The sequence below is a fragment of the Microbacterium kribbense genome (genome assembly GCF_039537285.1).
GTDB lineage: Bacteria > Actinomycetota > Actinomycetes > Actinomycetales > Microbacteriaceae > Microbacterium > Microbacterium kribbense.
The window spans coordinates 26208-47262 of sequence record NZ_BAABAF010000007.1 but is presented as its reverse complement, the minus strand read 5'-3'; the positions used below and the strand labels follow the sequence as shown (position 1 = coordinate 47262).

Annotated in this window: 21 protein-coding genes and 1 tRNA gene; 17 read left to right on the top strand and 5 right to left on the bottom strand. The window is 70.6% G+C overall.

The annotated features are described in order from the left end of the window. Window positions 1-18: 18 nt before the first annotated feature. The 12 genes from metG (at window position 19) to ABD705_RS09630 (ending at window position 10702) form a co-directional block, all read left to right on the top strand. Window positions 19-1596 carry a methionine--tRNA ligase gene (gene metG, locus ABD705_RS09685; RefSeq protein ID WP_344782987.1) on the top strand — a complete coding sequence of 526 codons (1578 nt, stop codon included), beginning with the start codon at window positions 19-21 and terminating at the stop codon, window positions 1594-1596. Window positions 1597-1598: 2 nt separating this feature from the next. Beyond that, window positions 1599-2483, top strand: coding sequence for a TatD family hydrolase (locus tag ABD705_RS09680; protein ID WP_344782985.1), 885 nt, complete (start codon window positions 1599-1601; stop codon window positions 2481-2483). A gap of 73 nt (window positions 2484-2556) precedes the next feature. Beyond that, window positions 2557-2790, top strand: coding sequence for a hypothetical protein (locus ABD705_RS09675; protein WP_344782983.1), 234 nt, complete (start codon window positions 2557-2559; stop codon window positions 2788-2790). 62 nt (window positions 2791-2852) lie between these two features. Further along, window positions 2853-3698, top strand: coding sequence for a 16S rRNA (adenine(1518)-N(6)/adenine(1519)-N(6))-dimethyltransferase RsmA (gene rsmA, locus ABD705_RS09670; RefSeq protein WP_344782981.1), 846 nt, complete (start codon window positions 2853-2855; stop codon window positions 3696-3698). A gap of 54 nt (window positions 3699-3752) precedes the next feature. Further along, on the top strand, window positions 3753-4820 hold the full coding sequence (locus ABD705_RS09665) for an aldo/keto reductase (RefSeq protein ID WP_344782979.1): 1068 nt from the start codon (window positions 3753-3755) through the stop codon (window positions 4818-4820). Beyond that, a complete protein-coding gene (locus ABD705_RS09660) occupies window positions 4817-5752 on the top strand; it encodes a 4-(cytidine 5'-diphospho)-2-C-methyl-D-erythritol kinase (protein WP_344782977.1) in 936 nt (311 codons plus the stop codon). Before ABD705_RS09665 ends, ABD705_RS09660 begins: the two co-directional genes overlap by 4 nt. Window positions 5753-5791: 39 nt before the next feature. Next, window positions 5792-7108 (top strand): GNAT family N-acetyltransferase, encoded by a 1317-nt coding sequence (locus tag ABD705_RS09655; RefSeq protein WP_344782975.1) that lies wholly within the window; start codon window positions 5792-5794, stop codon window positions 7106-7108. Between the two features lie 80 nt (window positions 7109-7188). Then, complete coding sequence (locus ABD705_RS09650) at window positions 7189-7491, top strand: DUF427 domain-containing protein (protein ID WP_344782973.1); 303 nt, start codon at window positions 7189-7191, stop codon at window positions 7489-7491. 28 nt (window positions 7492-7519) lie between these two features. Beyond that, the gene (locus tag ABD705_RS09645) at window positions 7520-8347 is read left to right on the top strand and encodes an ABC transporter ATP-binding protein (protein ID WP_344782971.1); all 828 of its coding nucleotides are present in this window, start codon (window positions 7520-7522) and stop codon (window positions 8345-8347) included. After that, window positions 8344-9024 carry an ABC transporter permease gene (locus tag ABD705_RS09640; RefSeq protein ID WP_344782969.1) on the top strand — a complete coding sequence of 227 codons (681 nt, stop codon included), beginning with the start codon at window positions 8344-8346 and terminating at the stop codon, window positions 9022-9024. The genes ABD705_RS09645 and ABD705_RS09640 overlap by 4 nt, the downstream gene beginning before the upstream one ends. Next, window positions 9021-9740, top strand: a complete 720-nt coding sequence (locus tag ABD705_RS09635) for an ABC transporter permease (protein ID WP_344782967.1) — start codon at window positions 9021-9023, stop codon at window positions 9738-9740. The genes ABD705_RS09640 and ABD705_RS09635 overlap by 4 nt, the downstream gene beginning before the upstream one ends. Window positions 9741-9787: 47 nt before the next feature. Then, on the top strand, window positions 9788-10702 hold the full coding sequence (locus ABD705_RS09630; RefSeq protein WP_344782965.1) for an ABC transporter substrate-binding protein: 915 nt from the start codon (window positions 9788-9790) through the stop codon (window positions 10700-10702). A gap of 39 nt (window positions 10703-10741) precedes the next feature. On the opposite strand, the gene ABD705_RS09625 is transcribed toward ABD705_RS09630, so the two are convergent. Together ABD705_RS09625 and ABD705_RS09620 are read right to left on the bottom strand one after the other, a co-directional pair. Then, on the bottom strand, window positions 10742-12577 hold the full coding sequence (locus ABD705_RS09625) for an ABC-F family ATP-binding cassette domain-containing protein (protein ID WP_344782963.1): 1836 nt from the start codon (window positions 12575-12577) through the stop codon (window positions 10742-10744). Between the two features lie 37 nt (window positions 12578-12614). Further along, complete coding sequence (locus tag ABD705_RS09620) at window positions 12615-12770, bottom strand: hypothetical protein (RefSeq protein WP_344782961.1); 156 nt, start codon at window positions 12768-12770, stop codon at window positions 12615-12617. 311 nt (window positions 12771-13081) lie between these two features. Here ABD705_RS09620 and ABD705_RS09615 point away from each other — a divergent pair, with 311 nt between their 5' ends. Further along, window positions 13082-14098 carry a flavin reductase gene (locus tag ABD705_RS09615; RefSeq protein WP_344782959.1) on the top strand — a complete coding sequence of 339 codons (1017 nt, stop codon included), beginning with the start codon at window positions 13082-13084 and terminating at the stop codon, window positions 14096-14098. A 3-nt stretch (window positions 14099-14101) separates the two neighbouring features. Here the strand turns inward: ABD705_RS09615 and ABD705_RS09610 are convergent, their stop codons facing one another. Beyond that, window positions 14102-14599, bottom strand: a complete 498-nt coding sequence (locus ABD705_RS09610; RefSeq protein WP_344782957.1) for a MarR family winged helix-turn-helix transcriptional regulator — start codon at window positions 14597-14599, stop codon at window positions 14102-14104. Between the two features lie 68 nt (window positions 14600-14667). Here ABD705_RS09610 and ABD705_RS09605 point away from each other — a divergent pair. From ABD705_RS09605 to ABD705_RS09590, 4 genes are all read left to right on the top strand, one after another. Next, a tRNA-Gln gene (locus ABD705_RS09605) sits at window positions 14668-14739 on the top strand. 1 nt (window position 14740) lies between these two features. Beyond that, a complete protein-coding gene (glmU, locus tag ABD705_RS09600; RefSeq protein ID WP_344782955.1) occupies window positions 14741-16210 on the top strand; it encodes a bifunctional UDP-N-acetylglucosamine diphosphorylase/glucosamine-1-phosphate N-acetyltransferase GlmU in 1470 nt (489 codons plus the stop codon). Then, a complete protein-coding gene (locus tag ABD705_RS09595; RefSeq protein WP_344782953.1) occupies window positions 16185-17219 on the top strand; it encodes a ribose-phosphate diphosphokinase in 1035 nt (344 codons plus the stop codon). The genes glmU and ABD705_RS09595 overlap by 26 nt, the downstream gene beginning before the upstream one ends. A gap of 10 nt (window positions 17220-17229) precedes the next feature. Beyond that, window positions 17230-18816, top strand: a complete 1587-nt coding sequence (locus tag ABD705_RS09590; protein ID WP_344782951.1) for an FAD-dependent oxidoreductase — start codon at window positions 17230-17232, stop codon at window positions 18814-18816. On the opposite strand, the gene ABD705_RS09585 is transcribed toward ABD705_RS09590, so the two are convergent. Continuing rightward, on the bottom strand, window positions 18803-20296 hold the full coding sequence (locus tag ABD705_RS09585; RefSeq protein ID WP_344782949.1) for a sensor histidine kinase: 1494 nt from the start codon (window positions 20294-20296) through the stop codon (window positions 18803-18805). The two genes, ABD705_RS09590 and ABD705_RS09585, sit on opposite strands and share 14 nt — an antisense overlap. Beyond that, a complete protein-coding gene (locus tag ABD705_RS09580; protein WP_344782947.1) occupies window positions 20293-21027 on the bottom strand; it encodes a response regulator transcription factor in 735 nt (244 codons plus the stop codon). Before ABD705_RS09580 ends, ABD705_RS09585 begins: the two co-directional genes overlap by 4 nt. Between the last annotated feature and the right edge of the window lie 28 nt (window positions 21028-21055).

The following is a 21055-nucleotide window of genomic DNA, read 5'->3' as shown; positions in this document are numbered from 1 at the left end:
TCAAACTAGACTCGGAGGGTGACTTCAGCGGGCTCTTTCTATATCACCACGCCGATCTACTATCCCAGTGATCTGCCGCACATCGGGCACGGCTACACGAGCGTCGCCGTCGACACGCTGGCGCGCTGGCACCGGCAGGCCGGCGATGACACCTGGATGCTCACCGGCACCGACGAGCACGGCCAGAAGATGCTGCGCGCCGCCGCCGCGAACGGCGTCACGCCGCAGCAGTGGGTGGACAAGCTCGTCACCGAGAGCTGGTTCCCGCTGCTGAAGTCGTTGGACGTGGCCAACGACGACTTCATCCGCACCACGCAGCCCCGGCACGAAGAGAGCGTGCAGGTCTTCTTCCAGACGCTGTACGACCGCGGCTACATCTATGCCGGCGAGTACGAGGCGCTGTACTGCGTGGGCTGCGAGGAGTTCAAGCCCGAGTCTGAGATCGTCGACGGCACCGGTCCGTTCGAAGGGCTGAAGGTCTGCGTGATCCACTCCAAGCCCCTGGAGCTGCTGCAGGAGAAGAACTACTTCTTCAAGCTCAGCGAGTTCGGCGACCGGCTGCTGGAGCTCTACAAGGCCGAGCCCGATTTCGTGCGGCCCGATTCGGCGCGCAACGAGGTGGTCTCGTTCGTCAGACAGGGCCTGAAGGACCTGTCCATCTCGCGATCGACGTTCGATTGGGGCATCAAGGTGCCGTGGGATGCCTCGCACGTCATCTACGTGTGGGTGGACGCGCTGCTGAACTACATCACCGCCGTGGGCTACGGCGCCGACGAGGCGAACTTCGCGCGCCGCTGGCCGGCGTACCACGTGGTCGGCAAGGACATCCTGCGCTTCCATGCGGTGATCTGGCCTGCGCTGCTGATGGCGGCCGGGCTGGAGGTGCCGCGCGGCGTGTTCGCGCACGGCTGGCTGCTGGTCGGCGGCGAGAAGATGTCCAAGTCCAAGCTGACCGGCATCGCGCCCACCGAGATCACCGACGTGTTCGGCTCGGACGCGTACCGCTACTACTTCCTCTCGGCGATCCCGTTCGGCCACGACGGGTCGTTCTCGTGGGAGGATCTCTCGGCGCGCTACCAGGCGGAGCTGGCCAACGGCTTCGGCAACCTCGCGTCGCGCACCACGGCGATGGTGGACCGGTACTTCGAGGGAATCGTGCCGGCGCCCGGCACCTACTCCGACCGTGATCTGGCCGTGCAGCAGACGGTGGCCGATGCCGCCGCGGCGGCCGATGCCGCCATGGAGCGGTTCCGGATGGACGAGGCGATCGCCGCGATCTGGACGATCGTGGACGAGCTGAATGCCTACATCACCGACAACGAGCCGTGGCAGCTGGCCAAGGACGACGCGCGGCGCGAGAGACTCGGCACCGTGCTGTACACGGCGTCCGAGGGGCTGCGGGCGCTGGCCGTGCTGCTGTCGCCGGTGATGCCGGTGGCCACCGAGAAGCTGTGGATCGGGCTGGGCGCGGCCGAGACGCTGGGCCGGCTGCAGGACCAGCCGATCCGGGCGGCCGGCGCCTGGGGCATCCTGCGCCCGGGTACCTCGGTGAACGCGCTGGCGCCGCTGTTCCCGCGCGTGGAGCAGCCCGCCTGAGCATGCCCGACGACCCCAGCAACTACGTGCGCCGCCGCGAGAAGGGCGCGCGCGACGTGTCCTACCCGCCGCCGCCCGAGCCGCTGGCGGTGCCGGTGTACGACAACCACTGCCACCTCGAGATCGCCGACGGCGAGGACCCGCTGAGCCTGGACGAGCAGCTGTCGCGGGCGGCTGCCGTCGGCATCGCCGGTGTCGTGCAGGCCGGCGGAGACATCTCGTCCAGCCGCTGGTCGGCGGACGCGGCATCCCGTGACCCGCGCGTGCTCGCGGCGGTCGCGATCCACCCGAACGAGGCACCCGGGTACGCGGCGGCAGGCCGGCTCGACGAGGCGATCGCGGTGATCGACGAGCTGGCCGCACAGCCGCGGGTGCGGGCGATCGGCGAGACCGGGCTCGACTTCTTCCGCACCGGCCAGGAGGGGCGAGGCGCGCAGTTCGTCTCGTTCGAGGCGCACATCGCGCTCGCGAAGAAGCACGGCATCGCGATGCAGATCCACGACCGCGACGCGCACGACGCGGTGCTGTCTGCCTTGGCGCGCCACGGCGCGCCCGATCGCACGGTGTTCCACTGCTTCTCGGGCGACGCCGACATGGCGCGCGTGGCAGCCGAGCGCGGCTATTACCTGTCGTTCGCCGGCAACATCACGTTCAAGAACGCGCAGAACCTGCGGGACGCGCTGGCGATCGCGCCGCGCGAGCGCATCCTGGTCGAGACGGATGCCCCGTTCCTGACGCCGATGCCGCTGCGCGGCCGCCCCAACGCGCCCTACCTGGTGCCCGTGACGGTGCGGTTCATGGCCGCGGAGCTCGGTGTCGACGTCGATGAGCTGTGCGCGCAGCTGGCCGCCAACACGGTGGCCGTCTACGGGCGGTTCGAGGACTGATCGCGTTCCGCTCACGCATGCGCCGGGTCAAATGCTGCCGTGCGCTCATCAGCTCGCCCAGCGCCGTCGCCAGATGCGCGTCGGCGACCGGCTCGTCGCGTGCGGCGGCAGTCAGGACGCTGCGCCGGATCAACTCCTTCGCGAACGACCCGGTCACCCCCGCGGTGTGCTCGGCGGCGCGCCGCAGTGCGTCATCGGAGAACGCGAGGTCGTGCGCGTAGTGCCGCAGCAGCCGGGTGCGTTGATCTGGTTCATCGTTCTGCCGCCGCTTGATCAGGGAACCGTCGTGCCGCCGCTGACCGAATGACCGCGGCGCAGTTCCTGCGCCCCGTCCCTCGATCAGCTGCGCACTGGGGCAGGATGGAGTCCATGCCCGTGACACTGCTCGGCGCGGCCGAGATCCGCGCTCTGGCCGCAGACCTCGACGTCACCCCCACCAAGAAGCTCGGGCAGAACTTCGTGCACGACGCCAACACGGTCCGCAGGATCGTACAGGCCGCGGCCGTGGCGCCGGGCGAGCGCGTGGTCGAAGTCGGGCCGGGCCTCGGGTCGCTGACCCTGGCGATCCTCGAGACCGGGGCCGCCGTCACCGCCGTCGAGATCGACCACCGCCTGGCCGCCCGGCTCCCGCGGACGGCGGCGGAGCACGGCGTCCCCGACGGCGCGCTGACGGTGGTGGATGCCGATGCCCTGCGCATCACGTCGCTGGAGGGCGATCCCACCGTCCTGGTCGCCAACCTGCCCTACAACGTGTCGGTGCCGGTGCTGCTGCATCTTCTCGAGACGTTCCCCGGCCTGCAGCGCGCGGTCGTCATGGTGCAGGCCGAGGTGGGGGAGCGGCTGGCCGCGCCCCCCGGCTCGAAGGTCTACGGCTCGCCGAGTGTGAAGGCGGCCTGGTACGGGTCGTGGCGGGTGGCCGGCACCGTCTCGCGCCAGGTGTTCTGGCCGGTGCCGAACGTCGACAGCATCCTGGTCGCGTTCACCCGCGATGCCCGGCCGCGCGGCAGCGAGGCGCTGCGGCGGCGCACCTTCCAGATCGTGGATGCCGCCTTCGGGCAACGGCGCAAGATGCTGCGCCAGGCCCTGGCCGCCGTTCTGGGCGGCACGTCGGCTGCGGCGACGGCTGTGCTGGAGCGGGCCGGCATCGCACCGACGCTGCGCGGCGAGCAGCTGGGCATCGACGACTTCGTCGCCATCGCTCGCACGAGCCGCTAGCGGCCGGCGCGGGCAGGGGGTGGCGGGCGCCGTGATGTTGGCTAGCCTGGACGAGTGACCGACCAGACGCGCTTCAGCACGACCCAGCACGACATCCATCGCCCGTACGCGGCCGCCGACGACCGCTACACCCACCTCGGCTACCGCCGGGTGGGGGATTCCGGTCTCTATCTGCCCCTGATCTCGCTCGGCCTGTGGTGGAACTTCGGCGACAACATCCCGTTCGACCGCCAGCGCGAGCTGCTGCGGCACGCCTTCGACTGCGGCATCATCCACTTCGACCTGGCCAACAACTACGGCCCGCCCTACGGCACCGCCGAGACCAACTTCGGCCGGATGATGCGCGAGGACTTCGCCCCGTACCGCGACGAGCTGATCATCTCGTCCAAGGCGGGGTGGGACATGTGGCCGGGCCCCCACGGCACGCTCGGCAGCCGCAAGTACATCCTGGCCAGCGCCGATCAGTCCCTGGCGCGGATGAGCCTGGACTACGTGGACGTCTTCTATTCGCACCGCGCCGACCCGGACACTCCGCTGGAAGAGACCATCGGCGCCCTGGACACGCTGGTGCGCCAGGGCAAGGCCCTGTATGTGGGCATCTCCTCCTACAGTCCCGAACGCACCGTCGAGGCGAAATCCATCGCCCGCAGCCTGGGCACGCCGCTGGTGATCCATCAGCCGGCCTACTCGATCCTCAACCGCTGGATCGAGGACGGGCTGACCGGTGCGCTGGCACAAGAGGGGATGGGCGCGATCGCGTTCACGCCGCTCGCGCAGGGCCTGCTGACCGACAAGTACCTGGAGGACGGCACCGCTGAGCGTGCGCAGCAGCGCAGCTCGCTGCCGGGCGGGCGCTTGTCCGACACGACGCTCCAGGCGCTGCGGAGCCTGAACGACGTCGCCCGCGAGCGGGGCCAGACGCTCGCGCAGATGGCCCTGCAGTGGGTGCTGCGCGACGAGGTCGTCGCCTCGGCGCTGATCGGGGCATCCCGGCCCGTGCAGCTGGACGAGAACATCCAGGCGCTGAACGGCCCGGCCTTCGACACCGAAGAGCTCGAGCAGATCGACACGCTCGCCGGCTCGGTCGACGTGGACCGGTGGGCGGTGTCGACGGAACTGTGACCGAGGCATTCGTCGCCGGCCGCGTGCACGCGCGTGCACCGGGGAAGATCAACGTCTTCTTCGCGGTCGGCGGCGCCGATGCCACCGGGTACCACGAGGTCGCGTCGGCCTATCAGGCGGTGTCGGCATACGAGGATGTCTGGGCCACCGAGTCCGATGCGTTCACCGTCGCCGTCACCGGCGCGGTCGATGTGTCGGGGGTGCCCACCGACGAGAGCAACCTGGCCGTGCGCGCGGCACGCCTGCTCGCCGAGTACATCGGCTGGGACGACGGCGTGCACCTCGACATCCACAAGACCGTTCCGGTGGCCGGCGGGATGGGCGGCGGATCGGCGGATGCCGCGGCGGCGCTGCTGGCCTGCGATGCGCTGTGGGGAGCGGGGCTGTCTGCGCACGATCTGCAGCGGCTGGGCGCGCGTCTGGGCGCCGACGTGCCCTTCGCGCTGATGGGCGGCACCGCCGTGGGCACCGGGCGCGGCGATCAGTTGAGCCCGGCACTGGCGCGCGGCCGGTTCGACTGGGTGCTGGTCACCAGCGACCAGGGGATGTCGACGCCCGCCGTGTACGCCCGCCTCGATGAATACCGGGCCAGCGGATCGCTGCAGGCGCTGCCGGTTCCGACGCGGCCGACGGTGCGGCCGACGGTGCTGCAGGCGCTGCGCCAGGGCGACCCGCGGCTTCTGGCCGGGGCATCCCACAACGACCTCGAGCACGCGGCACTGCTGCTGCGGCCCGAACTGGACGACGTGATCCGGCTCGGCCTGGACCAAGGCGCCATGACCGGTCTGGTCTCGGGCTCGGGTCCCACCGTAGCCTTCCTCGTCGACCATGAGCACGCCGCCCTCGACCTGCAGGTCGTGCTCAGCGCCGCCGGATACGAGACCATGCACGTGCACGGCCCGGTCCCCGGCGCGCGTGTGCTGGCATCCTGACCTTCCATCCGCGATCGATCCTGAACCTGGAGATGCCCGATGACCTCCGATCTCGCCACTATGTTCCACGACGGCCCGGCCGATTCCGCAGCCGTGGCCGCGCTGGCCGCACAGGGCCTGCAGCTGCGCGTGGTGCCGAACACGCGGCCCGTCTTCGACCAGTGGCTGCAGGCCACCGCCCGCGGCTTTCTGGACTCGGAGCGCAGCGAGGCGAACATCGCCGCCGCCGACGAGGCATCCGGCGACCGTCGCCTGATCGGCGTCTACGACCCCGGCACGGAGTTGGCAGACCAGCCGGTCGGCACGTTCGCCTCATGGGTGACCGACCTGTCGGTGCCCGGCGGGCAGAGTGTGCCCGCCGTCGCGATCAGCGCGGTCACGGCCGCCCCCACGCACCGGCGCCGCGGGATCGCACGCGCCATGATGGAGGGCGAGCTGCGACTGGCGGCGGCGGTGGGGGTGCCGATGGCGGCGCTGACGGTCAGCGAGTCGACGATCTACGGCCGCTACGGCTTCGCGCCCGCCGTCGACGCCGCGGAGTGGGTGCTGGACACCAATCGCGCCACGTGGGCGGGGCCGATCGCTCCGGGGCGCGTCGATTTCATCGCCCGCGAGCGCGCCCGTGCGCTGCTGCCCGGTCTGCATGAGCGGATCCGGCTGAGCAGGCCGGGCGAGATCAGCGTGCCCGACCGGCACTGGGACCGGATGACGGGGCAGAACCCGGACGCCGAGAAGGCCGGGAACACCCGGGCGGTGGCCTACCGCGATGCCGCCGGCGAGGTCACCGGCGTCGCGCTCTACACCGCCAAGGAGAACCTCGACGACTTCACCAAGTCGCCCGCGCGCATCACGACCCTGGTCGCGGCGAACCCGGAGGCCTATGCCGGGCTGTGGCGGTTCTTCGTCGAGCTGCCGCTGATCGGCACGGTGCGGGCCGGCGAGCTGTCGGTGGACGAGCCGCTGGCCTGGATGATCTCCGATCGTCGCGCCGCTACGGTGACGATCCGCGACCACCACTACCTGCGCATCCTCGACGTGCCCGCCGCACTGTCGGCGCGCCGCTACGCCGGCGCCGGCACGCTCGTGCTCGATGTCACCGACCCGCTGGGCATCAGCGGGGGACGGTTCGTGCTCGTGGTGGCAGCAGACGGCACCGGCGCGGTCACCACCGGCGGCGACATCCCCGCCGGCGCCCCCGTCGTGGCACTGGGCACCACCGAGCTGTCGGCGGCGTACCTCGGCGCCGTGTCGCTGCAGACGCTCGCCGATGCCGGGCGGGTGCACACGACCGACGCGGCCGCCGCGACGCGGCTGCTGGCGTGGCCGGTGCGCCCGCAACTGAGCTTCTGGTATTGAATCCGCCATGAACCGGGAGCGCGTCGGAAGCCTGGACTACGCTCGAAAGTGCACGCGGACCCGGCATGGGAGGAACGACCATGAAGGCACGACTCGGTGACATCACCGTCGCAGCGGCGGATCAGGCGGACCTGATCCGGATCGAGGGCAACTGGTATTTCCCACCCGAATCGGTGGATTTCAGCCTGCTCGAGCCCAGCGACACCCCGTACACCTGCCCGTGGAAAGGCGAGTGCCAGTACTACTCGATCAGAGCCGGCGACCAGGTGCGCAAGGACCTGGCCTGGGCCTATCCGCATCCGTATCCCGACTCCTTCGACAAGGTCGGGCGGAATTATTCGGGCTACGTCGCGTTCTCGAAAGAAGTCGAGGTCGCCGACTGAGCGCCCGACGCGACGAACGGAGCCCGGGGTGATCGAGTTCCGTGGCGTCTCGAAGCAGTTCTTCGACGGCACCCGCGCGGTCGAAGACTTCAGTCTGGTCATCCCGGCGCACAAGACGACGGTGTTCGTCGGCTCCAGCGGCTGCGGCAAGACGACGCTGCTGCGCATGATAAACCGGATGGTCGATCCCACCAGCGGCGTGATCGCCATCGACGGCGAAGACATCGCCGCGACCTCGGCGGTGCAGTTGCGCCGCGGCATCGGCTACGTGATGCAGAACTCCGGCCTGCTGCCGCATCTGACCGTCGAAGACAACATCGCCACGGTACCGGTGCTGCAGGGCGTGAAGAAGACGCAGGCCCGGGCGCGCGCGCGCGAACTCATGGTCACCGTGGGCCTGGACCAGCAGATGGCACGCCGCTACCCCAGCCAGCTCTCCGGCGGGCAGCAGCAGCGCGTCGGAGTCGCCCGGGGCCTGGCCGCCGATCCGAACATCCTCCTGATGGATGAGCCGTTCGGCGCCGTCGACCCGATCGTGCGCGCCGACCTGCAGCAGGAGCTGATCCGGCTGCAGGTCGAGATCGGCAAGACCATCGTCTTCGTCACGCACGACATCGAAGAGGCCTTCCTGCTGGGCGATCAGGTCGTCATCCTGCAGGTCGGCGCGCATATCGCGCAGGTGGGCAGTCCCAGCGAGATCATCGAGGCCCCGGCCTCCGAATTCGTAGCAAGCTTCATCGGTGCCCAGCGCGGCGCGCGCGCACTGCACCTGAAACAGACGCCGCGCGGCACCGTCGTCGTCGACGGGCAGGGCCGCACGCAGGGAGCGCTGATCGCCGAGGGGGAGCCCGGGTGAGCTGGGTCGCCGACAACATCGGGCTGATCCTGCAGCTGTCCGCAGAGCACCTGCGGCAGAGCATCATCCCGATCGTGCTCGGCTTCGTGATCTCGGTGCCGCTGGGCTGGGTCGCGTGGCGTTACCGGCTGCTGCGCGGCCCGGTGCTGGTGATCACCGGGCTGCTGTACACGATCCCGTCACTGGCGCTGCTGGCGCTGCTGCCGGTGATCCTCGGGGTCAGCTACATCAGCGACATCAACCTCATCGTCGCACTGACCGTCTATGCCGTCGCGCTGATGGTGCGGTCGGTCGCAGACGGGCTCGACTCCGTCGATGAGAACGTGCGCCTGGCGTCGGTGGCGATGGGCTACGGACCGGTGCGCCGGCTGTTCACGGTCGAGTTCCCGCTGTCCGGCCCGGTCGTGCTCGCGGGCCTGCGGGTGATGGCCGCCAGCACCGTCGCGCTGGCAACCGTCGGCATCCTGATCGGCGTGACCAACCTCGGCTTCCTGTTCACCAACGGCCTGCAGCGGCGCATCATCGCCGAGGTGCTCGCCGGGATCGTCGCCGTCGTGGTGATCGCGCTGATCATCGACCTGCTGCTGGTGCTGCTGGGCCGGATGCTGATGCCCTGGGCGCGCGCACCGCGGCGCGTGCACGGCCACGCGCTCAGCCGGCAGGAGGCGATCGCGTGAACTTCTTCATCGACGCCATCCGATGGATCTTCTCCGGTGACCTGTCCGGCACCGACCCGATTCTGACCGCCGTGTGGGTCCACCTCGCCTTCACCGCCGTCTCGGTGCTGATCGCGGCCGCTATCGCCGTGCCGATCGGCTGGCTGATCGGGCACACCGGTCGTGGTCGCGACATCGCCGTCGCCATCTCCGGCGCCGCGCGCGCGGTCCCCTCGTTCGGCCTGTTCATCCTGCTGGTGCTGCTGATGGGTGTGCTGCACAAGCCGGAGGCGGCCGTGCTCACGTTCGTGATCCTCGGCATCCCGTCGATCCTTGCGGGTGCCTATTCCGGCCTGGAGACGATCGACCGCGAGGTGGTCGGCGCCGGCCGGGCGATGGGCATGACCGAGTGGCAGGTGCTGTGGCGCATCGAGGTGCCGCTGGGGCTGCCGCTGCTGGTGGCCGGCATCCGATCTGCGGTGCTGCAGGTGGTGGCCACCGTCACGATCGCCGCCTACGTCGGCATCGGCGGGCTCGGCCAGTACATCCTGGCCGGCATCCCGCTGCGGCGCCTGGACATGGTGCTGGCCGGTGCGATCCTGGTGGCGGCCCTCGCCCTGATCCTCGACGGCGTGTTCGCGCTGCTGCAGCGCGCGAGCGTGCCGCGCGGGATGCGCACCGTGCCGGCTCGCCGCCAGCGTCGAGCGGCAGAGCGCCTGCTCGCCCGATCCGCCTGAACCCGCCCAACCACCCGAACCAGACCCCCAAGAGAAAGAGAAGGACCATGACCACTGCGAAAAAGACCATTGCGGCCCTGGCCGCGATCGTCGGCGCGGCGCTTGTGCTGGCAGGATGCGCATCCAGCAATCCGCTGACACCGTCCGCCGCCGGCACGCCCAGCGGCGACAGCTCCGCACCCATCGTCGTCGGATCGCAGTCCTACCCGTCGAACCAGATCATCGCCGAGACCTACGCGCAGGCGCTGGAAGGCGCGGGCATGCAGGTCGAGCGCAAGTTCAACATCGGCCAGCGCGCCGCCTACATGCCGGCGATCGAAAGCGGTGAGATCCAGCTGTTCCCGGAATACACCGGCAACCTGCTGCAGTTCTTCGACAAGTCGGCCACCGAGACCGACCCGCAAGGCGTGTACGCGGCGCTGAAGAAGGCGCTGCCGTCGGGCCTGTCCGTGCTGGAGATGGCCACCGCCACCGACCAGGACTCCTACACGGTGACCAAGGCCTTCGCCGACAAGTGGCACCTGGCCTCGATCGCCGACCTGGCCAAGGTCACCGATCCGCTGACGCTGGGCGGCAACCCCGAGCTGGCCGACCGGCCCTACGGCCCGAAGGGACTGAAGTCGATCTACGGCATCGACATCGGGTTCAAGGCCACCGGTGACACCACGGTCGAAGACCTGCAGGCGGGCACCATCAACGTGGCAGACGTGTTCACGTCGGATCCGCGCATCAAGACCGACGACCTGGTCGTGCTCACCGACCCGAAGGCGATGCTGCTGTCCTCCAACATCGTGCCGGTGGTCAGCACGGCCATCGAGTCGAAGGTCGCCGACGTCATCAACGCCGTGCAGGCCAAACTGACTCCGGCGGCGCTGGTCGAGATGAACGTCGAGAACACGGTCGATCAGAAGTCGGCTGCCGACATCGCGAAGAAGTTCCTGGCCGACAACGGGCTGAAGTGAGGCGCGGCCGGCGCGGGCGGGTGACCGGTCCGCGCCGGCTCAGGCCTCGAGGGCCTCGGACAGCTCCAGCCAGCGATCTTCCAGCCCCGCCGTCTCGGCGGTGAGCCCGTCCCGTTCACCCTGCAGCGTCAGCAGCGTCGGGTAGTCGTCGTGCGCGTCGGCGAGCTTCGCGTCCACCGCGGCGAGCTGCTGAGCGACCTTGCGCAGCCGCCGGTCGATCGCCGACAGCTCCTTCTCGGCGGTGCGCCGGTCGGCGCCGGCCAGTGCGGACTCGGATGCGGCGGGGGCGGCAGCCGTGCCGGCTGCGGCATCCGTTCGCTGTGATGCGTGGCCCGACGCCCGCTGCGCGGCGCGCAGGCGCAGGTACTCGTCCACGCCGCCGGGCAGATGCCGGAAGCGGCCGTCCAGGATGGCGTACTGCTGATCGGTGACCCGTTCGAGGAAGTACCGGTCGTGCGAGACCACCAGCAGGGTGCCCGGCCACGAATCCAGGAGTTCCTCCATCGCCGCGAGCATGTCGGTGTCGAGGTCGTTGGTCGGCTCGTCCAGGATCAGCACATTCGGCTGGGTCAGCAGCACCAGCAGCAGCTGCAATCGGCGCTTCTGACCGCCGGAGAGGTCCTTGACCGGGGTGGACAGCTGGGTGCTGGAAAAGCCCATCCGCTCCAGCAGCTGGCCGGGGGTGAGCTCGGTGGCCTTCGACCCGGTGCCGAACGAGTAGGTCGTGCGAAGCGTCTCCAGCACGACACGCACCGGCTTGTCGCGGTGCACGTCGAGCTCGTCCATCTGCTGCGACAGCGCCGCGACCTGCACGGTCTTGCCGCGCTTGACGCGGCCACCGGTCGCGGCCACGGTGCCGTCCACCAGGCCCAGCAGGGTGGACTTGCCCGCACCGTTGACGCCGAGGATGCCGGTGCGCTCGCCGGGGGCGATCCGCCACTGCACGGAATGCAGCACTTCGCGCGCGGCTCCCGTGTCGGGATCTGGGTAGGCCACCGAGGCATCCAGCAGGTCCACGACATCCTTGCCCAGCCGCGCCGTCGCCAGCGACTGCAGCGCCACGGTGTCACGCAGCGGCGGCACGTCGGCGATCAGCTCGTTCGCCGCCTCGATGCGGAATTTCGGCTTGGCCGTACGGGCGGGCGCGCCGCGGCGCAGCCAGGCCAGCTCGCGGCGGGCGAGGTTCTGCCGGCGCGCCTCGGTGGCGGCGGCCTGGCGGTCGCGCTCGACGCGCTGCAGGATGTAGGCCGCGTAGCCGCCCTCGAACGGCTCGACCACACGGTCGTGCACCTCCCATGTGTCGGTGCACACCTCGTCGAGGAACCACCGGTCGTGCGTGACCACCAGCAGTGCCCCCGCGTTCGCGGGCCACCGCGTCTTCATGTGCCGGGCCAGCCACGCGATGCCTTCGACGTCGAGGTGGTTGGTGGGCTCGTCCAGGGCGATCACGTCGAGGTCCTGCGCGAGCAGGGCCGCCAGCGCGACCCGGCGCCGCTGGCCGCCCGAGAGGGTGCCGACCCGGTCGTCCCAGGGCAGGTCGGCGACCAGCCCCGCGATGACGTCGCGGGTGCGCGCGTCGCCGGCCCACTGGTACTCGGGGGTGTCGCCGACGATGGTGTGGCCGACGGTCTCGCCATCGTCCAAGGTGTCCTGCTGCTCGAGCACGCCGATGCGCACGCCGCCACGCACCGTCACCTGGCCGGAGCCGGGCTGGAGGCTGCCGGTGAGCATGGCCAGCAGGCTCGACTTGCCGTCGCCGTTGCGCCCGACGATGCCGATCCGGTCGCCTTCGCCGACGCCCAGGCTGATCGAATCGAAGACGATCCGGGTGGGGAACTCCAGGTGCAGGGCCTGCGCCCCGAGAAGATGTGCCATAGCCCATCCAGGCTAGGCCACGCGGCTGTGGCAGAGCTCAGTCGTCGCCCTCGCGCCGGGTGCCGCCGCAGCGCCAGCACGCGGTTCCGGGCGGGCCTTCGATCATGGCGCCGCAGTTCGCGCACAGGCTCGGCAGCCAGCACGCCGGGTCGCCGCCTTCGACAGGCGGCGGCATCGGGTCGGAATCGTCCACCCCTCCATCATGCCGCCGCGGGGGGTGGGTCGCGCGGGGCGAGGCGGTGCGGGCGCTCCGGGGCGTGCAGTGCGGGTTCCGGCCATGATGCGCAGCGCCTGGACCCCGCCGAGACTGCACGAACCGCGTGCAATGCGCCGGTAACTCGCAGTTTGCGCGTTCTCGGCGGCAGGCCGCCCGCTGTGGGCGCGGGCGTGGGCGCGGGCGCGAGAGCTCAGGTAGGCGTGGACGCTCCGCGGCCTCCGGCGCAGCAAGCGGGCGTGGACGTCACGAACCGGCCAGGCCGGGTGGCAGGCTGATAATTTCGGATCATGACCGCTCGACCGCCGTATCACGTTGCCATCACCGACGACTGGGATCAGAGCGAGATGATCGGCGAGTACGACGCGGCCACCCGCGGGGTGGCGTACGAACCCGGCGGATACCTGCGGGCGAGCACCGCCGAAGGCGTGCAGGAGGTCTTGGACACCCGCTACCGCGACCTCGACCTGCCACTGACCCTCGTCACGGTCGACCCCGACGCGCTGCGCGCCGACGGCGTGCAGATCGAGCCCGCGCCGCCGCACGGCGCCCGCATCCGCTCCGTGCTGATGCGCGACGGGGGAGCCGCCGTGATCGCCGCGACGCCGCTGCAGCGGGTGGACGGCCGCTGGCTCTCGCCCCTGCCGGAAACGTCGGATGCCGCCTCGGATGCCGTCGCCGCCCCCGACCCACACGTGATCGCCCACCCGAACGTCCTGTACGTGGGCACCCCGGCCTACCTGGTCACCTCGGTCAACCCCGACGGCACGGCGAACCTGGCGGCGGCATCCAGCTCTTGGGCGCTGGGGGACATGCTGGTGCTGGGCATCGAATCCGATGGGCAGACGGCGCTGAACATGGCCGAACGCAGCGGCATTGTGGTGAACTTCCCGTCCCCGCCGCTGTGGCCCGCGCTGGTGCGGCTGTCGCGTCTGACCGGGCGCGATCCGGTGCCCGAGGCCAAGGCCGACCGCTATCGGCACGAGAAGGACAAGTTCGCTGCGGCGGGGTTGACACCGCAGCCCTCCGACCTGGTCGCGGCGCCGCGGGTGGCCGAGTGCCTGCTGCAGTTCGAGGCCGTCGTGCGCCGGATGACGCCGGGCGTCGCGGGCAGCTACTTCATGGTGGAGGCCGAGGTGGTGCGGGTGCACGCCGACCGGTCGATCGTGCGCGCGGGCACCGATGAGATCGAGCCGACCGCGTGGCATCCGCTGGTGTATGCGTTCCGGCACTTCTTCGATCGGGGCGCCGAGGTGGGCTGGCTGCCATCGAGCCGGATGGCCCCGCGCGCGCCGGTGTTCGAGTAGCCGCTACAGGTCGAACTCCAGGCTCAGCTTGCGCAGCAGGGCCGCCAGTCGCTCCCGGTCGGTGCGCGCCAGGTGCGCCAGCAGTGCGGCCTCGGCATCCACCAGGCGCGTGATCGCGGCGTCCACCCGCGTCTTGCCGTCCGGGCTGAGAATGACCAGGATGCTGCGCCCGTCACCCGGGTCCGCCTCCCGGTGCACGAGCCGGCGGCTCACGAGCCGGTCGATCCGGTTGGTCATGGTGCCGCTGGAGACCAGGGTCTGCAGCAGCAGCTGTTTCGGCGTCAGCGTGAACGGCTCGCCCGCCCGACGCAGGGCGGACAGCACGTCCCACTCCCACGGCTCCAGCTCGCTGCGGCGGAACGCCTCGCGCCGGGCACGGTCGAGGTGCTTGGAGAGCCGGTCGACCCGGGAGAGCACCTCGAGCGGTGAGAAATCCAGATCGGGCCGCTGTGAGACCCAGGCCTGCACGATGCGGTCGACTTCGTCGGTCTTCGGAGTCACCCCTTCATTATCGGCCCTGTGAGAATCTGGCAGACTTGACGCGACGACCTGGTGATGAGCCCGGCCGATCCGCCGTGGTGTAATGGCAGCACGACAGCCTTTGGAGCTGTTAGGTCTAGGTTCGAATCCTGGCGGCGGAGCATGTCGCACAATTCGGATCTGTCCCTTGCCGTGGTCGTGCTCGCCGCCGGGGCGGGCACGCGCATGAAGTCGTCGCTGCCGAAAGTGCTGCACCAGATCGGCGGCCGCGCGCTGGTGGCGCACGTGCTGGCCACCGCCGGTGCGTTGGGCCCCGTCGAGACGGTCGTCGTGGTGCGCCACGAACGCGAGCTGGTCGGGGCCGCGGTCGTGGATGCGGCACCATTCGCCCGCGTCGTCGACCAGGACGAGATCCCGGGCACCGGCCGCGCCGTGCAGGTGGCCGTCGAGGCCCTGGGTGCCTTCGCCGGCGACGTGCTCGTGCTCAGCGGCGACGTGCCGCTGCTGGAGGAGGCCACGCTGACCGCGCTGCTGACCGCGCACCGCACCACCGGTGCGGCCGCGACGCTGCTCAGCGCGACCCCGGCCGACGCGACCGGCTACGGCCGCGTGATCCGCGACGACGCCGGCGACGTGCTGCGCATCGTCGAGCAGAAGGATGCCTCGGCACAGGAAGCCGCCGTCGCCGAGATCAACGCCGGCGTGTACGTGTTCCGCGTCGACGCGCTGCGGGCCCAGCTGCCCGCCATCGGCACCGACAACGCGCAGGGCGAGATGTACCTCACCGACGTCGTGGCACTGCTGTGTGCGCAGCGGGAGCGCGTGCAGGCGCTGCCGGCGCCGGACGCCGCCGCTGCCCTGGGCGTGAACGATCGCGTGCAGCTGGGCGAGGCCGCACGCGTCCTGAACGCGCGCACTGTGCGCCGCTGGCAGCTGGCCGGCGTCACGGTCCTGGACCCGGCCACCACCTGGATCGACGTCACCGCGACCCTCGCCGAGGATGTCACCCTCCTGCCGGGCACCCAGATCCTGCGCGCCAGCACCGTCGGCGTCGACGCCGTCATCGGTCCCGACACCAGCCTGGTCGACTGCGAGGTGGGGGAGCGCGCCACCGTGCGCCGCACCGATGCCACGCTCGCGGTGATCGGCGCCGATGCGACGGTGGGGCCGTTCGCGTACCTGCGCCCGGGCACCTACCTCGCCGAGCACGGCAAGATCGGCACCTTCGTCGAGACCAAGAACGCCACGATCGGCGCCGGCAGCAAGGTGCCGCACCTGTCGTACATAGGCGACACCACGATCGGGTCGGGCGTGAACCTGGGCGCGGGCGCGATCACGGCCAACTACGACGACATCACCAAGCACCGCACCGTCATCGGCGACCAGGTGCATTCCGGCTCGCACAACGTCTTCGTCGCGCCCGTTAGGATCGGAGATGGCGCGAAGACCGGGGCGGGGGCAGTCATCCGAAAGGATGTGCCTGCGGGAGCCCTGGCGCTGAGCGTGGCACCTCAGCGCAACATCGAGGGGTGGGTCGAGCAGAATCGACCGGGCACGGCAGCGGCGGATGTCGCGGGTCACGCGCGGTCTGCACAGAAGGCAGGCGATGAGTCACAAGGACAAGAAGGTTGATCTCGATCGTGAGCGCGGGGTCGCTCCAGGGCTGATCGCCAAGACGAAGAAGCGGCTGGTCGTCGCCTCCGGCCGTTCGCATCGCATCCTCGCCGAAGACGTCGCCACGGCACTGGGCACCGAGCTGGTGCCGACCGAGTACCGCACGTTCGCGTCGGGCGAGATCCTCACCCGCTTCGAGGTCTCGGTCCGCGGCTGCGACGTGTTCCTGATCCAGTCGTTCGGGCCGCCGGTGAACGAGTGGCTGATGGAACTGCTCATCATGCTGGATGCGGCAAAGCGCGCCTCCGCCAAGCGGATCACCGTCGTCGCGCCCTACTACCCCTATTCACGGCAGGACAAGAAGGGCCGCGGGCGCGAGCCGATCAGCGCGCGGCTGGTCGCCGATCTGCTCAAGACCGCCGGCGCCGACCGCGTGATGAGCGTGGATCTGCACGCCGCACAGATCCAGGGCTTCTTCGACGGCCCGGTCGACCACCTGTTCGCCCAGCCCGTGCTGCTGGACTACTTCAAGCGCACCCTCAGCGCCGCCGACCGCGACAACCTCACGGTGGTCTCGCCCGACACCGGCCGGGTGCGCGTGGCCGACCAGTGGTCGGACAGCCTCGGCGCGCCGCTGGCGATCATCCACAAGCGACGCGACCCGAAGGTCGCCAACCAGGTCACCGTCAACGAGATCGTCGGTCGGGTGCGCGGCCGCGTGTGCCTGCTGGTGGACGACATGATCGACACCGGCGGCACGATTCTGAAGGCGGCCGAGGCGCTGAAGGCCAACGGCGCCGAGCGGGTCATCGTCGCCGCCACGCACGCCGTGTTCTCCGACCCGGCCACGCAGCGCCTGCAGCAGGATGCCATCGACGAGGTCGTCGTGACCGACACGATCCCCGTGCCGGCCGACAAGGTGTTCCCGGGCCTGACCATTCAGCCGATCGCGCCGCTGCTGGCGCGCGCGATCCATGAGGTGTTCGTCGACGGCTCGGTGACGAGCATGTTCGACGGCGCCGCCTGAGCGCGCCGCTGTGCTGCGGGCACTGACAGCCGGCTTCACCCGCGGGTTCGCGGTGCTGGGCAAGATCTCGATGTACCGCCTGACGCTGCTGGCGCTGGCGCTGCTGGCCGCGATCGCACTGCTGCTGTCGTTCGCGGGCCTGGCCGGCCCGCAGTGGTACGAGCTGCTGGCTACGGCGGCGGTGCTGGCGGTGGTGTGCGCCGCGGTGGATGCCGCGGCCCAGCGGCTGCTGAAGCTGCCCTGGCGGCTGGAGTCATCGCTGATCACCGCCGCCATCCTGCTGTTCGTGCTGCGCCCGAGCATCGACCCGGCGGGACTGGCCGGCATCGCGATCGGCGGCGCCGTGGCCTCGGCGTCGAAATATCTGCTGGCCTGGCGCGGCCGGCACCTCTTCAACCCGGCCGCGGCCGGCGCCACCGTGCTGACCCTGATCACCGCGATCAGCGGGGTCTACGGGCTGGGCACCTCGTCGTGGTGGGTCGGCACGCCGGTGTTCGGCCCGATCGTGCTGCTGCTGGGGATCGTGGTGCTGTGGCGCACCGAGAAGCTGCGCGTGATCGCGCTGTTCGCCGTGACGGCGCTGGTCGTCGGCGTGGTCAGCGTCGCGATCGCCTACCAGCAGCAGGGCGTCGTGGCCGACGTGCCCTCACTCGTGTGGGACCAGCTGTGGTCGTCGCCGCTGCTGTTCCTCGGGGCGTTCATGCTCTCGGAGCCGCTGACCCTGCCCCCGCGCCGCTGGCAGCAGATGGTGGTCGCGGCGGTGGTCGGCGTCCTGGTGGGCTGGGCCCCGTTGTTCGGCAGCTTCCCGGTCGGGCTCGGACAGGAGCGCGCGCTGCTGGTGGGCAACGCGATCGCGTTCGCGTTCACGGTGCGCACCGCGGTGCGGCTGGTGTTCCAGGGCCGAGAGCAGCTCACCGCGACGGTGCGGGTGCTGACCTTCCGCGCTCGGCGGCCGCTGGCGTTCCTGCCCGGCCAGTTCCTCGAGCTGGACGTGCCGCACCGGCATCCCGATGCCCGCGGCACACGGCGTGAATTCAGCATCGCCTCGGCGCCCGAAGACCAGCCGCTGGTGCGGATCGCCTTCCGCGAGGGCGGCGGACAGGCCGCGCGCAAGCCACAGTCCAGCTACAAGAAGGCGCTCGCGGCCGTCGAGCCCGGGCAGAGCCTGGCCGTCACCGGCGTGTGGGGCGATTTCGTGCTGCCCCGGCAGGCGGGCAGCCGCATCCTGATGGTGGCCGCCGGCATCGGCGTGACGCCGTTCGTCGCGCAGCTGCGGCACCTGGCCGCCACCGGGCAGCAGCGCGACATCGTCATGGTCTACGTCGCGCCCGAGGCCGCCGAGCTCGCCTTCCGGCCCGACCTCGAGGCTGCCGGCGTGCCGGTGATCGCCTTCACCCGCGACGAGCCGGCCGACCTCGCGCCCTCGTGGCGATGGGCGCGCGGCATGCGGTTGGATGCCGCCGGCCTGCAGAGCGCGGTCCCCGACATCGCGACCCGGCACGCCTACGTCTCGGGCCCGGCCGGGCTGATCGCCGACCTGGCACCGGCGCTGGAAAAGGCCCGGTCGATCACGACCGACGCGTTCAGCGGCTACTGACCGGCGCCGGATCGGCCGGCCGTGCCGGCATCCGCACCTCGAAGGTCGTGTCGCCCGGCTCGCTGCGCACCGTGATCGTGCCGTGGTGGGCCAGCATGATCGCACGGGCGATCGACAGCCCCAGGCCCGTGCCGCCGGTGTTGCGGGCGCGCGAGCGGTCGGCCCGCGCGAACCGTTCGAACAGCTCGGCCGACACCGACGGGTCGATGCCCGGGCCGTCGTCGTGCACCCGCAGCACCGCGTCGTCGCCCGCGCGGGTCACGGTGGTGGTCACCACGGTCCCGGCGGGGGTGTGCGTGCGCGCGTTGGCCAGCAGATTGGCCACCACCTGGTGCAGCCGCGCGGTGTCGCCGGCGACGATCACCGGGTGCTCGCCGACGTCGACCATCCAGTGGTGGTCCATGCCCGCCGCGCGGGCGTCGCCGACCGATTCGACGGCCAGCCGGGTCAGATCGACGGCGCCGAACACGAGCTCCTGCCCCTCGTCCAGCCGCGCCAGCAGCAGCAGGTCCTCGACCAGCGCGGTCATCCGCAGCGACTGGGCCTGGATGCGCTGCAGCGACTGCTCCGTGTTCGGATCCAGACTCCGGTCGCGCAGCGACAGCTCCGAATAGCCGCGGATCGACGCCAGCGGGGTGCGCAGCTCGTGGCTGGCGTCGGCGACGAAGCTGCGCATCCGCTCCTCGTTGTGCTGGCGGGCCTGCAGCGAGGCGCCGACGTGGTCCAGCAGCGTGTTCAGCGCCGCACCGACCTGGCCGATCTCGGTGCGCTGGTCGGCCTCTTCGGCCGGCACCCGCTCCATGATCGACACATCGCCCTGCGCCATCGGCAGCGCCGCGACCCGGGTCGCGGTGTCGGCGACAGCGCGCAGCGGCTGCAGTCCGCGCCGGATGACCACGGCGATCGCCGCCGCCAACAGCAGCAGACCGCCCAGGGTCACCAGCACGACGGTGGTGAGGATCTGCGCGATCGTCTCGTTGACCTCGCTCAGCGGCAGCCCGCCGGCCAGGGCGTACGCGCTGCCGACCGCACCGGACCGCATGTGGTACGCGCCCAGGTTCTCCACCGACACGGTCGCGGTGGCGGAGTGCTGCAGGCTGGCCACGACCTGCTCGACCTGGCGCGAAGTGAGCTGGCTGACCCCGCCGTCCTCGTTGATGTACGCGCCGTCGGGCACACCGCCGGCGGTGCGGACCACGAGCAGGAATCCGGGCTGGTGCGGCGACTGCTCGAGCGTCTGGAAGGCCAGCAGCGTGCCGGCGGCAAGACCCGGGCGCGGCAGGGCGGGCAGCACGGCACTGGTGGCCTGCTGTACCTTGTTGTCGAGGTTCTGCTGCAGGATGCCGCCCAGAATCGCACTGGAGGCGATAGCGACCGCCGCCAGGATCAGCGCCACGATGGCGATCACCGTCGCCATCAGCCGGGTCTGCAGGCTCAGCGGATGCCGCGGGGACGGCTGGGGCGCTGCGGGCGAGCTCACTGAGGCGCTTTGATCATGTATCCGACGCCGCGCACGGTGTGGATCAGGGCCTCCTCGCCCTGGTCGATCTTCTTGCGCAGATACGAGATGTACAGTTCGACGACGCTGGAGCGGCCGCCGAAGTCGTAGTTCCACACCCGGTCGAGGATCTGTGCCTTCGAGACGACGCGGCGTTGATTGCGCATCAGATAGCGCAGCAGCTCGAATTCGGTGGCGGTCAGTTCGATCTCCCGCCCGGCGCGCTCGACCTCGTGGCTGTCCTCGTTCAGCGACAGGTCGCCCACTCGCAGGATCGGCTCGGCCTCCACGGACTGCGCCGTACCGGCCCGGCGCATCAGGCCGCGCAGGCGTGCCACGACCTCTTCGAGGCTGAACGGCTTGGTGACATAATCGTCGCCACCGGCGGTCAGGCCTGCGACCCGGTCACCGACCGAGTCCTTGGCGGTCAGGAACAGCACCGGCACGTTGTTGCCGCTGTGGCGCAGTCGCTGCAGCACGCTCATGCCGTCCAGATCGGGCATCATGATGTCGAGCACGACCGCATCGGGACCGTAATCGCGCGCCGCCTGCAGCGCCTCGAACCCGGATGCCGCGGTGTGCACGTCCCAGCCTTCCATGTGCAGCGCCATCGACAGCAGGTCGGTGAGCATCTGCTCGTCGTCTACCACGAGGACGCGAGGGGCCGTCCCATCCGCTCGGTGCAGCGATGTGCTGGAAGCTGTCATGGTCATGCCTCGATTCTCGTCAGAACACTGTGAG

Excerpts from the sequence above, each read along its gene's own strand:
- ABD705_RS09680 (WP_344782985.1), top strand. The coding sequence starts at position 1,599 with ATGCCCGACGACCCCAGCAACTACGTGCGCCGCCGCGAGAAGGGCGCG.
- ABD705_RS09675 (WP_344782983.1), top strand. The coding sequence starts at position 2,557 with ATGCGCGTCGGCGACCGGCTCGTCGCGTGCGGCGGCAGTCAGGACGCT.
- rsmA (WP_344782981.1), top strand. The coding sequence starts at position 2,853 with ATGCCCGTGACACTGCTCGGCGCGGCCGAGATCCGCGCTCTGGCCGCA.
- ABD705_RS09655 (WP_344782975.1), top strand. The coding sequence starts at position 5,792 with ATGACCTCCGATCTCGCCACTATGTTCCACGACGGCCCGGCCGATTCC.
- ABD705_RS09650 (WP_344782973.1), top strand. The coding sequence starts at position 7,189 with ATGAAGGCACGACTCGGTGACATCACCGTCGCAGCGGCGGATCAGGCG.
- ABD705_RS09630 (WP_344782965.1), top strand. The coding sequence starts at position 9,788 with ATGACCACTGCGAAAAAGACCATTGCGGCCCTGGCCGCGATCGTCGGC.
- ABD705_RS09625 (WP_344782963.1), bottom strand. The coding sequence starts at position 12,577 with ATGGCACATCTTCTCGGGGCGCAGGCCCTGCACCTGGAGTTCCCCACC.
- ABD705_RS09615 (WP_344782959.1), top strand. The coding sequence starts at position 13,082 with ATGACCGCTCGACCGCCGTATCACGTTGCCATCACCGACGACTGGGAT.
- glmU (WP_344782955.1), top strand. The coding sequence starts at position 14,741 with ATGTCGCACAATTCGGATCTGTCCCTTGCCGTGGTCGTGCTCGCCGCC.
- ABD705_RS09595 (WP_344782953.1), top strand. The coding sequence starts at position 16,185 with ATGAGTCACAAGGACAAGAAGGTTGATCTCGATCGTGAGCGCGGGGTC.
- ABD705_RS09580 (WP_344782947.1), bottom strand. The coding sequence starts at position 21,027 with ATGACCATGACAGCTTCCAGCACATCGCTGCACCGAGCGGATGGGACG.